The sequence below is a fragment of the Sulfurimonas lithotrophica genome, assembly GCF_009258225.1.
GTDB lineage: Bacteria > Campylobacterota > Campylobacteria > Campylobacterales > Sulfurimonadaceae > Sulfurimonas > Sulfurimonas lithotrophica.
The window spans coordinates 1948327-1959839 of record NZ_CP043617.1 but is presented as its reverse complement, the minus strand read 5'-3'; the positions used below and the strand labels follow the sequence as shown (position 1 = coordinate 1959839).

Below are 11513 nucleotides of genomic sequence, written 5' to 3'. Positions count from 1 at the left end.
TGATGAAAGTTTTATTGAGTTTGGCAACAGCAGGTTTATTTTTATTCAGCGGATGCGGGAGTGATGGAGGTTCTTCTGGATTCATACAAACGCAACTTACAAAAGAGGAATTGGGTAAGCAGCTCTTTAACGATAAAAACATTTCTCTAACAAGAAATACCTCTTGTGCAACTTGTCATGACCCTGAACACGGATTTGCAGATGCAAGGTTTAGTGAAGATGGAGCCGATCAAAACATATTTGTCCACGGTGCTTTTTCAGTCGGTGATGACGGTGTAAGTTTAGGTGGTAGAAATGCCCCTACTGCTGCATATGCACAGTTCTCTCCTGAGTTTCATAAACAAGAAGACGGCTCGTATAAAGGCGGGCAGTTTCATGACGGTCGTGCAGCTACACTAAAAATACAAGCTATGGGACCTCCGCTTGACGGGGCTGAGATGCAGATGGCAGATAAAAATGCAGTAGTAGATAGATTAAAAGAGAATACTGAGTATGTAAAAGCATTTGAAAACCTTTACGGTTCAGATATTTTCGATGATATAGATGCAAGTTACGAGGCTATGGCTGAGGCTATTGCAAAGTTTGAAAAAACAGAGGAATTCGCACCGTTTGATTCTAAATATGATAAGCTTAGAGAGTGTTTGGACAGCGGAGAGAGTGATAGTGTTTGTGAAGAAGAGGGTGGATGGAGCAATGCGGAATTGGCAGGTCGTGCCTTGTTTTTCTCGACAAATGCAAACTGTTTTTCATGTCATGCGGAAAATGCTTCAACAACTTCGGCAACAGAGAGGACAAAAGAGCTTTTTACAAACTTTGAATATGAAAATATCGGTACACCAAGAAATGTTGATGCTATGGATGCAAGAGCTGCACTTAATCTTCAAGATGCAAATGCAACATTTAGAGGACTCGGCGGTACGGTAGAAGCTACAGATGCAAACTACACGGCACACTTGGGTAAAACAAAAGTGCCTACACTTAGAAATGTAGCAGTAACAGGACCATATATGAATAACGGCGTATTTGCAAAACTTCGAACGGTTTTAGAATTTTACGATCATATGATGGGTAAGGGTGATCATGCAATTAACCCTGAAACAAACCAAATTTGGGGTTCTAATGATAATAATGCAACTATAAACCATGACTTATTGGACAATGGACAATCTTTGAGTGATACAAAAATAAGAAACCTAGAAGCATTTTTACGCACACTTACGGATGAAAGATATGAACATCTACTGCCTGAACTTGCTCCTGTTGGAGAGTTAGGAAACTAAGATGCTATACATAAATGCTAAAAATAGAGAAAAATTATCTGTATTTCGCAATGTTATATACAACCATTTAAAACAAAACAAACTTAGGTATTCCGACCAAAGGGAGAGGGTTTTAAAGATTTTACATGAACAATCTTACCCCGTAAGTGTAGAGTATTTGGTTAACAAACTAAATGAAAACTCTTCCAATGTAGGTTATGCAACGGTATCTAGACATATTAAGTTTTTTGATGAACTTGATATGCTGATAATAGTAAATAAAATTCCAAAAGGGTATTTGTTAAAAAAAGATATAGATTGCGATTATGTTGAAGTAATTAGCACTATCATATAAATATATTGATAACGATTGTCAATATTAAGTGTCTTTTAATAGATTTTTTCTTATACTTTCGATAGTTTTGAGTTTGATAATAAATATCATTTATATCTGAGTTTAAAAAGGAAAAAACATGAAAAACAATATTTTTTTAACTATATCAATCTTTGTAGCAGTAACACTTGCACACGGTGCACTGGTTATACCGTTTTAATTTTATATTTTAATCTATCTCAAAATATTTGGATTGGTAATTGATAAACATAAAAGTTGTTTTTATAGTTGTTTTTGTAGTTGTTTCTATTGTTCATATACTTTTAGTAGTAAATTTTGCTACACAGAATCAAAAAATAGCAACAAAAAAAGAAACAGTACAAAAACTTGATTTGCGTAATGTTACTGTAGCACCGAAGCCAAAACCAAAACCAAAAATCAAGCCGAAGCCAAAACCAAAACCGAAGCCTAAGCCCAAACCGGAACCAAAACCTGTTGTAAAACCTGAAGTAATTCCCGAACCCGAGATAGTTCAAGAACCTGAACTTGAAATAATTCCGGAACCCGAACCGGTTAAAGAAGAACCGAAATTATCGGCGACAGAAATTGAGATAATCGAGTCGCAGTATATTACGGAAGTAAAAATGGCGATAGAAAAAAAGAAATATTATCCCAAAAAAGCAAAAAGATTAAAGCGTGAGGGTACTGTAAAAATAAAATTTACTATTTTAAAAGACGGTTCAATAAAAGATATAACCCTGCAAGAAGCGTCTAGATATAAAAGACTAAATAAGGGAGCTTTAAAAACGCTAAATAGTATTGAAAAATTTAATCCTATTCCCGATGAGCTGGAAAAAAACAGTTGGGAAATAGTAGTGCCTATAGAATACAGGCTGAGATAAATAAAGGAGAAAAAATGAATCTAATGGATTACATACAACAAGGCGGAGTTATAGTTTATATTTTGATAGCACTGAATATTATAGGTTTTACTACTATGCTGGTAAAGTTTATTCAAATAATAATGACTAAACGTTATAAGGCAGTACTCCTTGAAGAGGTAATTGCGGATATTAAGGAAAAGGAAGTACCTTTAAAAGATGAACACATCATAGTCGAACTCATTAAAGATGAGATGTCTAAAAAACTTTATACGGTAGAGAGTGGACTTGGAACAGTTAAAATTATAGCTTCCATATCCCCTTTACTAGGGCTTCTTGGAACGGTAACGGGTGTTCTTTTGGCATTTGAAGCGATTTCAAAAAGCGGTATGGGTGATCCATCTGTTTTTGCGGGAGGTATCTCTATGGCACTTATTACGACTGTAGCAGGTTTAATCGTAGCTATTCCTCACTACATAGGATATAACTATTTAATCGGGATGCTTGATGGTTTAGAAGCAACAGTTACCAGCGAAATTCTCCCTGCTGTATATAAGAAGTAAATTATGCGTCGTCGTGAACCATTATCTCCGGATATGACACCACTTGTAGATGTTGTTTTTTTACTTTTGATTTTCTTTTTGGTAAGTACTGCATTTAAAAAAGATCAATTGGCACTGCTTTTAAATCTTCCATCTAGTGAAGCACCTGTAGAGATGGTAAAAAAAGAGGAAGTAAATATCGAACTCTCAAGTGAAAAAATAGCCCTAAAAGGTAAAGAGATTACATTTGAGCAACTAGATACGTCTCTCTCTCGGGTTAAAAATAAAAAAAGTCCTATAAACGTACGTATAGACAAGGAAGTTCGTTATGAGCGTATTATAAAGTTATTTGATTTGTTGAAAAAGTATGACTTGAATAATCTTGCTTTGATTAACGAATCTGCCAAATGAAAACTTAGAAGTAGGAGACTAAGATGCTATATATAAATACTAAAAATAGAGAAAAATTATCTGTCTTTAGAAATGTTATATATAATCATCTCAAACAAAATAAACTTAGATATTCCGACCAGAGGGAGAAAGTTTTAAAGATTTTACATGAACAGTCCTATCCTGTCAGTATAGAGTATTTGGTCAATAAACTGAATGAAAATTCATCTAATATAGGTTATGCAACCGTATCGAGGCATATTAAATTTTTTCAAGAACTCGATATGTTGATAATAGTAAATAAAATTCCAAAAGGTTACTTACTAAAAAAAGATATAGATTGTGATGATGTTGAAGTTATCAGTGTAAAAAGATAGTATCTTAGGAAGATATTTAGTGAAATTTTTTAATTTACTTAAAATTACATATAATATGAAAGCAATATAATGCATCGGAGAGTAAACATGAAAGACTTGACTAACCTTTTTGACGATTTAAAGTTGCTTTATTATGAATACGACATATATCAAAATAAGTTTATTAAAGATACCCAATATGATAAAGATACGGTTTATAATGACTTTATAAAGCTAACACATGAACTCTCTAAAAACGGTATAGAGTTTTTTATAGATGAAAATTCAGATGTAGTTATTTCAAAAAAAACCGGTATATTGAGGCGTATAGGTCAACAAGTAGAAAATTTAAAATATAGAGTAAGAAACTCCGATAAAAATATTTTTATTTTAAATGACCAGTCTGTTAAATATGCTAAAAATATCCCTCTTATAAAAACTACTACTCTTAAAAGTAAACTATCCTTGGATATATACGATGCAATTATCTTTACTTCAAAAAACGGTGTGAAACATCTAAATTCCATGACAAATAAATGGAAAAATATTTCAACCTATGCAATATCTACACAAACTGCAAAAGAGGTTAAAAAATTAGGCGGTAAGTTGACATTTGTAGGTAAAGAAAAACATGGAGACGAATTTGCATTGGAATTGGTTGAACAGCTCTCCGGTAAAAAAAAGATAGCTTATATAGGTGCTAAAGATATTGTTTCAAATATAAAAGAAATTTTAAAAAAATATAATATTAATTGCGATCATTTACCGGTGTATGAGACAAAATGTGTGGAATATAAGAAAAAAATAGACCTTCCGGATGATTCTATTATTATATTTTCGTCTCCATCGACGGTAAAATGTTTTTTTAAAAATGTTCAATGGAAAGATACGTTCAAAGCTATCAGTATAGGAAATACCACAAAAAAATCTTTTCCGCAAAATATTATACCTATAGTCTCAAACAATACTACATTGCAAAGTTGTGTGCAAAAAGCAATAAACATTTACAGTGTATAAAAATGTCTTTGATATAGGTGTGTTTTATATTAAGACTTTGAAGAAAAAGCTAATATATACCCGTTTATATCTTTGACGTAAAACTCTTTTTGCCCATACCAGGTTGTATTTATAGATTTATATATTTCAACTTCATCTTTTAATTTACTATATAACTCTTCTAAATTTTCAACATCGATATATAAACTCAAAGATGCTCCGATGTTCGGATAAAAAGAACCTATATCATCTTTAATACTATCTTCGCTTTGGAACATTAATGATACACCGCCGTTAGTTACCATAGCCCATATATACTCTTTTGAGTCTTTTATTTCATTATCAAAACCATCTTTTGAAATATCGACTGCCATCTGAAGTTTAAAGTTGAAATTTTTTTCATAATAAGATACTGTATCTTTAATATTTTTAACTGCAAGATTGGGTACTAATGATTTCATTTTTTCTCCTTGTATATTTGGAAAATTTTATAAAAAATCTGAATTTATGTATTGTAAAAAACCGACATTATCTCATCTGTAGGCGTGAAATTTGAAAACTTTTTAAACTCTTTGTTTAGATGTGCTTGATCGCAATAACCATAATCATAAGCTTTGTGGGACAAATTATTTTTATAGCTTTTTATAAGCTCCTTAAATAGGCTGAAAAACCTTATAATATTACAAAATTTTTTTGGAGAGTATCCTATATAGTTTTGAAAAAGTCGTTCAATTTGTCGGCTACTTAGTTTTAACTCTTTTTCTAAATCTTTTATTTGAATATTGCCTTTATTTAAATTTACATATTTAACAGCCTTAACAACGGTTGAGTTAAAATTTATATTTTTAAATATATTTTCAAAAATAATATTAAGACGTTTTACTTTTTTGTTTTCATCTTTTTCTTGAAAACTTAGCAGTTTAAAAAGCTCTGTTGATATATCTTTTAAGAGTAATTTCTTGTCTGTCAGATTACTTACATTTATATCTAAAAACTGTGCCAATATTGAAGGTTTAAACCGTATGCCGAATGTATATTCTGAGGGTTTGGCACTGACGATTATCGCTTCGCTCATAGCACCTATAAAAAAAAGTTGATTGTCTTGATATATAATATCCATGCAACCATCCGGCACTACAGGTATATTAACATCATCGTTAGAAATATTTTTTATACTCCAATAAGCATCAATATAATCTTTGAGGTTTGCCGATGGAGCATATTTATTTATATCTAGTATTTTCATACCGTAAAGTATATCTTTTTTAGCCTATTATTTTTATAGCAGATGCCCCATATGTTCTTTTTTAACATTTATGTATTCGTTATTGTAAGAATTTACGGGTGCTATTGAAGGTATTCTTGATATTATGTTCACACCTAGACTCTCAACATAAGCTATTTTATCGGGGTTGTTTGTTATAAGTTGTATATCTTTTAGCTTAAGGTCGTTAAAAATTTCTTTTACTATACTATAGTCTCTTTCATCTTCTTCAAAGCCTAGTTCCAAATTTGCTTCTATAGTATCACGTCCCAAATCTTGTAATGCATATGCGTTTACTTTGTTTAAAAGTCCTATATTTCTGCCTTCTTGTCTGTGGTAAATAATCATGCCGCCTTCTTTTGCTATATATTTTATTGCTAGGCTAAGCTGATTTTGACAATCACATTTTAAACTTCCAAAAGTATCCCCCGTTAAACACTCTGAGTGAATTCTGACGTTAGGCGTTTTTAGTTTATGAAAATTTTCACTCATAAAAACCATATGTTCTTGATTGGCTTGTTTATAAATTTTAATGGTGAAATTTCCATATTTTGTAGGAAGTTTTGCTTCGTTGGATTTTTCTATCTTTCCTGTTGGTTCACTCGTTTTCACTTTGTTTCCTTGTAGCTATGAATGCGAATGATACAAACTTTTTTCTTTAAATAAACTTATCTAAATGCAACTTAGTCGCATTGTATTGCGGAGAAAACCTTATTTTATAAAATAAGGTTTTATTAGCTCAATCCAAGCCTCTATACGCTCTGTCGTCATGTCGTCTTGATTGTCCGCATCTAATGCTAAACCGACAAATTCTCCGTCTCTAATTGCTTTTGAATCATCGTGCTCATACTCGTCACTAGGCCATGAACCGACTACCGTAGCACCAGAATCTACCACTTTGTCGTATATAGTCCCCATAGCATCCAAGTAGTTGTCACAATACTCCTCTTGATCACCAAGACCAAATAAGGCTACTGTTTTATTATTTAGATTTTCGCTGTTTAAGTTGTCTATATATTCTTCCCAGTCATCTTGCAAATCACCTTCTCCCCAAGTTGATACGCCAAGGATTAAGTGTGTATAGTTTTGCATCTCGTTGTCCGTCGTATCGGCTATATTATGTAAAGATATTTCAACACCTTGAAACTTATCTTTAATTTCTTTTGCCGCATCTTCGGTGTTTCCTGTTGAACTGGCGTAAAATAAACCTATTTTTTGCATCTTTTTTTCTCCTTTTTATTACAAAATGTAAATGAATACGGAATCATCTTAATGAGTTCATTAGATGATTTATCTTCAACTATTATGTGCTGTTTAAAGCTGTCTTTTTTAGGATATACCAAGTAATACTGGTCTATGTTTTGAGTTTTTAACTCGTCAAAAGCAGCTTTTATATCTGCATCTCTTTGTTTAATATCTTTAGCGTTGACATTTTTCCATTTAGGATGAAGTCTTGTTCTTATTCCGTGTTGATCTATATGGATATACGGAATATCCAAACTTACTTTTTTGTCTTTTTCTTTTTTGATTCTGTTATATACGGTTCTTGTAAAAATCTCATTTAAGTCTAACATCATTTCAACTTCTTTCCCGTTAAATATGAGTTCGACTATATCCATTGCCGGATGCTCGTATTGTGGGCTTAGTTTGAAGTTTTGCATAAAACAGACTTTAGAAGACAAGTAACGCATTTTTTTGTTTTTACTTTGTTTAAAGTATTGGTTAAATACCAATGAATCATAGGTGTATATCTTTTGTATTTTTTGAGTTTTTTCAGGTCTAAGTTTATAAAACTGAAAAAAAGACAAGATTTTATCTTCAAAAATATTAAGTAAATCATATTTATAAATATGTTTATTTTTAAGATTTAGTTTAGATTCTTGCGATAAATATTGATTTATCATTGTACAAAACATTTTTCTTTGATGCTCTATATCGTTGATTTGGTACGTCTTTGGAAGTACCTCTTTTGTAGTGTTTTTAAATTTTGTAAAACCAATCTTTCTCATTGAAAATCCTTTTTGTGTTTAATCACACACTATTTCTGAGTTATAGTGTGTGATTTTCTAAATTAGTAGTATGAAATCTTTAGCTAAGTTTAGGAGAGTAGCTAATTAAAAGATATTCTCCGGTTTAAAACCGGCTTCATGAAAAATATCTATGTTGCCATCAGTTGCTTCATATATGGCATGAAATTATTTTAAGGTAATTTTTTGTAAAACTTCAAACACCTCCTTTTAACTATTAGTATATAACTTAGCATGGTCTTCCGCTGAGTTCTTTAATACTTTGTTTATTCTCGTATTCAAACATTTTTTCCTCCTGTTAAGATTTAGCGTTTAGGAATTTTGTAAATTCACTTTCAATACTCGCTGTTCCTCTACGAGTACAGATATAAGGAATGTCATTCTTTTTTGCATACTTTTTAAAATAACTCATTGAGTTATGCTTTAGAAAATCGGTAAGCATAATTACCAAATCAGTATCTTTGGGAATTTTTTTATGAGACGTCGAGTTTCTTCTTGAATCCCAATGAATAGTATTATCTACGCCCAAAGATTTTAACAGTTGGGTTATTTTGTTTATCTTGTCACCGCCTATTAGTAAAACAGACATTTTAACTCCTTCTTGATAATTGATATCAAAATTGTAAACTAAAATAGCTTAAATTAATATTATATTGATAATCATTATCATAAGTATGTATGTTTTTAATATTATAAATATTTTAAGAATGATTATTTACCTAATAATGAATTTTGTAATATAGATATATAGTTGTAAAAACACAACTTAAAGGACAGGATATGTTAAGTGATAACTTACTTAAAAAATTAAATACACAGATAAACTTGGAGTTTTACTCTTCAAATTTATATTTGCAAATGAGTGCATGGGCAGACAACAAAGGTCTTAGCGGTACTGCAAAATTTTTAAAAGACCATGCAGCAGAAGAGATGCAACATATGCAAAAAATATTTGACTATATTCAAGATACGGGAGCTATGGCTGAGCTTGGAACTATAGATAAACCAGAAATCAACTTAGAAAATATTAGAGATGTTTTTGAACAAACTTATACACATGAAAAATTTATTACAAAGCAGATAAATGATTTGGTGGACGTGACATTAAGCGAAAAAGATTTTTCCACATTTAACTTTTTACAGTGGTATGTAGCAGAACAGCATGAAGAGGAAAAACTGTTTAAATCTATATTGGACAAAATAGATATTATAGGACTTGACGGACGAGGACTGTTTATGATTGACCGCGAAGTCGGAAATATTATGACTAATTAGATTAAACTGATAAGAATTATCATAATTAATTTTATTTTAATAAAAGCTTGCATATAATTCTCCCATTATTGATAATAAATATCATTATAATGATAGGAGAAAAAATGAAAAAAAGTCTATTGTATGCATTTATAGTTTTATCTGTAACTATTAATGCACAGGTTATCCCTACGGTTAATTCTAAAGGCGGTGCTATGGTATTGCCTGAGGGTAAGTTTAAGATGCTTATCAAAAATATAAGTTTTGATAAGGATACTATGTATAAAGGCACAAATGAAGTATATAATCAACAGGGCTTGGATGCATCTGCGAATATTACTTTATTTGGTTTAGTTTACGGAGTTAGTAAGAATATGGATCTAAAAGTGATAGTTCCATATAAGCGATTAAGTGCGGATGCGACTCTGCCTAATACTTACGCAGCTATGAAATTCCCGGTAAAAATCGACAATAAAGGTCTTGGCGATATTATTGTAATGGGAAGATACAAACTAGTGAGCATGAAAGACAAGGGTTATGCCATTTCAATCGGTGCGGGTGTAAAACTGCCTACCGGTTCAAGTGATGAAAAGTTTGAAAAAGGTCCTCCGAGTAATCCAAATATGACAACACCGATGCCGACTCAGTTAGGTACGGGAAGTGCCGAGTATAAGCTAGAACTTGGATTCTCAAAAATGCTTATGCCAAATATGCGTATAGATGCACACACTATGTACACATATAGACCGGATGCAAAACATGATTATGATTTCGGGGATGAACTTAGCTATGACTTGGGTATAAATTATGCAGTTTTAAAAAGTTTAAACTTGGGTATTGAGTATAACGGAAAATACAATACAGATACTGATTCCGGGACTGATCCCGAACCTGTCAATCCTTTCCCTTTTAAATCTTTTAGCGGTACAATCGGATATATAACACCTCAAATTCAATGGTTGCCTTTTGATAAACCAAAAATTCATGTAGATTTTGGCGTATCTCTTTTGACACATTATAATGCATCGGTTTATCAACCTTTGGAAAAACAAAGATATATATTTATGGTAGGGTATCTTTTTTAAGAAATGGGCGTTGCCCATTTCTTAGTCTAATTTTTGATACCTAATAACTAAGTTTCCGCTTGAAAGTGCACCGCTTTGGCCATTGTTTGAGATAATTTGAAATTTATATTTATCAACTCCGTCGTCAATTATATATACGGCAAATGTCGGCCACATTAAGTGTCCGCCTGCTACACCGTACTCTAAAGGACCATAACTTCCTGGACTAGATAGAGCACCTGTTGCACTGTCTGCAAAATACGTGTAAACTTCAGAAGTGTTTGTAGGGTCTGTAACGGTTGTTGCATCTTCGTTAATAACAAGTCCGACTCCTCCGTTTCCGTCTCCGCTTGCACCGCCGTTAACTTGCAGAGGATAATCTTGCCCTGCAACGCTTACTGCCAACTCCCACTCATTTGCAGCATCGCTTAGACCGTTTGTTTCAAGATCCCAATAAGCTTTTGAACTTGAAAAATCAAGTTCCGGTGAATCTTGAGCAGCTGTCCATGCAGTACCGTTCCATAATTCAGATGATAAAACAAGCTTTCTGCTACCCGCACTTAAATTTACGTCAACGCTTTTCACTTTTACACGAGCATAAGAATTTCCATCGGCAGACCTTATTATATAACTGTTGTTGCTATCTGTTTTGGCAGAAAAAACAGGACCTCCGGGACCGTAGCTTGCATCTAGCCATGTACTTGTCTCTATTTGAGTATCTATAGAGTCTTCGATATATGCACTAGAATTACAATCATCCATACTTACAGCCTCAAAATCACTTAAAGTATTTGTTGCATTAAGTGCTTCAAACTCACTTTGAACCGAGTTGTTATTAGTATCGTAAAGATCAGCGTAAGTTTTGGCTACACAAGCTGTAATACTGCCATTGCCGCTGCTGCCGCCATTTGTTTTAAAGCCTAAGTATTTTTGGTAAGCAAAGTGCCAAGTCGTTGAATCGACTAAACCGCTCGATAGATTAAATTTTGTTTCTGCACCGCTACTGGCATCCATAGAAGTTGTCTCTGCCGTAGATTGATTTGGAATAACTACAGCAGAGCTACCACTATCGCCGCCGCAACCACTAAGTATTAGCATTGAAGATACAAGAGTGCTTAATATATACATTTTGTTTAATTTCATTTT

At 32.5% G+C, this 11513-nt stretch carries 16 protein-coding genes; 9 read left to right on the top strand and 7 right to left on the bottom strand.

Going from position 1 to position 11513, the window contains the following annotated elements; genetic code table 11:
• Window positions 1-2: 2 nt before the first annotated feature.
• The 7 genes from FJR48_RS09810 to FJR48_RS09780 all read left to right on the top strand — a co-directional run bounded on the left by FJR48_RS09810 (window position 3) and on the right by FJR48_RS09780 (window position 4779).
• The gene (locus FJR48_RS09810) at window positions 3-1280 is read left to right on the top strand and encodes a cytochrome-c peroxidase (protein ID WP_223176122.1); all 1278 of its coding nucleotides are present in this window, start codon (window positions 3-5) and stop codon (window positions 1278-1280) included.
• Window position 1281: 1 nt separating this feature from the next.
• On the top strand, window positions 1282-1614 hold the full coding sequence (locus FJR48_RS09805; RefSeq protein ID WP_152307950.1) for a transcriptional repressor: 333 nt from the start codon (window positions 1282-1284) through the stop codon (window positions 1612-1614).
• Window positions 1615-1853: 239 nt separating this feature from the next.
• On the top strand, window positions 1854-2495 hold the full coding sequence (locus FJR48_RS09800) for an energy transducer TonB (protein ID WP_152307949.1): 642 nt from the start codon (window positions 1854-1856) through the stop codon (window positions 2493-2495).
• 14 nt (window positions 2496-2509) lie between these two features.
• On the top strand, window positions 2510-3037 hold the full coding sequence (locus tag FJR48_RS09795; RefSeq protein ID WP_152307948.1) for a MotA/TolQ/ExbB proton channel family protein: 528 nt from the start codon (window positions 2510-2512) through the stop codon (window positions 3035-3037).
• A 3-nt stretch (window positions 3038-3040) separates the two neighbouring features.
• A complete protein-coding gene (locus FJR48_RS09790; RefSeq protein ID WP_152307947.1) occupies window positions 3041-3427 on the top strand; it encodes an ExbD/TolR family protein in 387 nt (128 codons plus the stop codon).
• A 23-nt stretch (window positions 3428-3450) separates the two neighbouring features.
• Window positions 3451-3783: a transcriptional repressor gene (locus FJR48_RS09785; protein WP_152307946.1), complete on the top strand. Its 333-nt coding sequence runs from the start codon at window positions 3451-3453 to the stop codon at window positions 3781-3783.
• An 87-nt stretch (window positions 3784-3870) separates the two neighbouring features.
• Window positions 3871-4779 (top strand): uroporphyrinogen-III synthase, encoded by a 909-nt coding sequence (locus tag FJR48_RS09780; RefSeq protein WP_188108576.1) that lies wholly within the window; start codon window positions 3871-3873, stop codon window positions 4777-4779.
• A gap of 29 nt (window positions 4780-4808) precedes the next feature.
• On the opposite strand, the gene FJR48_RS09775 is transcribed toward FJR48_RS09780, so the two are convergent.
• The 6 genes from FJR48_RS09775 to FJR48_RS09750 all read right to left on the bottom strand — a co-directional run bounded on the left by FJR48_RS09775 (window position 4809) and on the right by FJR48_RS09750 (window position 8638).
• Window positions 4809-5219 carry a VOC family protein gene (locus FJR48_RS09775; RefSeq protein ID WP_152307944.1) on the bottom strand — a complete coding sequence of 137 codons (411 nt, stop codon included), beginning with the start codon at window positions 5217-5219 and terminating at the stop codon, window positions 4809-4811.
• A 44-nt stretch (window positions 5220-5263) separates the two neighbouring features.
• On the bottom strand, window positions 5264-6004 hold the full coding sequence (locus FJR48_RS09770) for a helix-turn-helix domain-containing protein (RefSeq protein ID WP_152307943.1): 741 nt from the start codon (window positions 6002-6004) through the stop codon (window positions 5264-5266).
• Window positions 6005-6037: 33 nt separating this feature from the next.
• Complete coding sequence (ribA, locus tag FJR48_RS09765; protein ID WP_188108575.1) at window positions 6038-6634, bottom strand: GTP cyclohydrolase II; 597 nt, start codon at window positions 6632-6634, stop codon at window positions 6038-6040.
• 99 nt (window positions 6635-6733) lie between these two features.
• A complete protein-coding gene (locus tag FJR48_RS09760; protein ID WP_152307942.1) occupies window positions 6734-7243 on the bottom strand; it encodes a flavodoxin in 510 nt (169 codons plus the stop codon).
• Complete coding sequence (locus FJR48_RS09755) at window positions 7231-8031, bottom strand: hypothetical protein (RefSeq protein WP_152307941.1); 801 nt, start codon at window positions 8029-8031, stop codon at window positions 7231-7233. The genes FJR48_RS09760 and FJR48_RS09755 overlap by 13 nt, the downstream gene beginning before the upstream one ends.
• A 316-nt stretch (window positions 8032-8347) precedes the next feature.
• A complete protein-coding gene (locus FJR48_RS09750) occupies window positions 8348-8638 on the bottom strand; it encodes a DUF2325 domain-containing protein (protein ID WP_152307940.1) in 291 nt (96 codons plus the stop codon).
• A 191-nt stretch (window positions 8639-8829) separates the two neighbouring features.
• Between FJR48_RS09750 and ftnA the strand changes: the two genes are divergently transcribed.
• Complete coding sequence (gene ftnA, locus FJR48_RS09745) at window positions 8830-9324, top strand: non-heme ferritin (protein WP_152307939.1); 495 nt, start codon at window positions 8830-8832, stop codon at window positions 9322-9324.
• A 104-nt stretch (window positions 9325-9428) separates the two neighbouring features.
• Window positions 9429-10388, top strand: coding sequence for a transporter (locus tag FJR48_RS09740; RefSeq protein WP_188108574.1), 960 nt, complete (start codon window positions 9429-9431; stop codon window positions 10386-10388).
• Window positions 10389-10409: 21 nt separating this feature from the next.
• Here FJR48_RS09740 and FJR48_RS09735 read toward each other — a convergent pair whose 3' ends face one another.
• Window positions 10410-11510 carry an HmuY family protein gene (locus FJR48_RS09735; RefSeq protein ID WP_152307937.1) on the bottom strand — a complete coding sequence of 367 codons (1101 nt, stop codon included), beginning with the start codon at window positions 11508-11510 and terminating at the stop codon, window positions 10410-10412.
• Window positions 11511-11513: the final 3 nt, after the last annotated feature.

What these genes read in the sequence shown, in the direction of transcription:
- FJR48_RS09810 (WP_223176122.1), top strand. Translation starts at nt 3, where the DNA reads ATGAAAGTTTTATTGAGTTTGGCAACAGCAGGTTTATTTTTATTCAGC.
- FJR48_RS09805 (WP_152307950.1), top strand. Translation starts at nt 1,282, where the DNA reads ATGCTATACATAAATGCTAAAAATAGAGAAAAATTATCTGTATTTCGC.
- FJR48_RS09795 (WP_152307948.1), top strand. Translation starts at nt 2,510, where the DNA reads ATGAATCTAATGGATTACATACAACAAGGCGGAGTTATAGTTTATATT.
- FJR48_RS09790 (WP_152307947.1), top strand. Translation starts at nt 3,041, where the DNA reads ATGCGTCGTCGTGAACCATTATCTCCGGATATGACACCACTTGTAGAT.
- FJR48_RS09785 (WP_152307946.1), top strand. Translation starts at nt 3,451, where the DNA reads ATGCTATATATAAATACTAAAAATAGAGAAAAATTATCTGTCTTTAGA.
- FJR48_RS09780 (WP_188108576.1), top strand. Translation starts at nt 3,871, where the DNA reads ATGAAAGACTTGACTAACCTTTTTGACGATTTAAAGTTGCTTTATTAT.
- FJR48_RS09775 (WP_152307944.1), bottom strand. Translation starts at nt 5,219, where the DNA reads ATGAAATCATTAGTACCCAATCTTGCAGTTAAAAATATTAAAGATACA.
- FJR48_RS09770 (WP_152307943.1), bottom strand. Translation starts at nt 6,004, where the DNA reads ATGAAAATACTAGATATAAATAAATATGCTCCATCGGCAAACCTCAAA.
- FJR48_RS09760 (WP_152307942.1), bottom strand. Translation starts at nt 7,243, where the DNA reads ATGCAAAAAATAGGTTTATTTTACGCCAGTTCAACAGGAAACACCGAA.
- FJR48_RS09755 (WP_152307941.1), bottom strand. Translation starts at nt 8,031, where the DNA reads ATGAGAAAGATTGGTTTTACAAAATTTAAAAACACTACAAAAGAGGTA.
- FJR48_RS09750 (WP_152307940.1), bottom strand. Translation starts at nt 8,638, where the DNA reads ATGTCTGTTTTACTAATAGGCGGTGACAAGATAAACAAAATAACCCAA.
- ftnA (WP_152307939.1), top strand. Translation starts at nt 8,830, where the DNA reads ATGTTAAGTGATAACTTACTTAAAAAATTAAATACACAGATAAACTTG.
- FJR48_RS09740 (WP_188108574.1), top strand. Translation starts at nt 9,429, where the DNA reads ATGAAAAAAAGTCTATTGTATGCATTTATAGTTTTATCTGTAACTATT.
- FJR48_RS09735 (WP_152307937.1), bottom strand. Translation starts at nt 11,510, where the DNA reads ATGAAATTAAACAAAATGTATATATTAAGCACTCTTGTATCTTCAATG.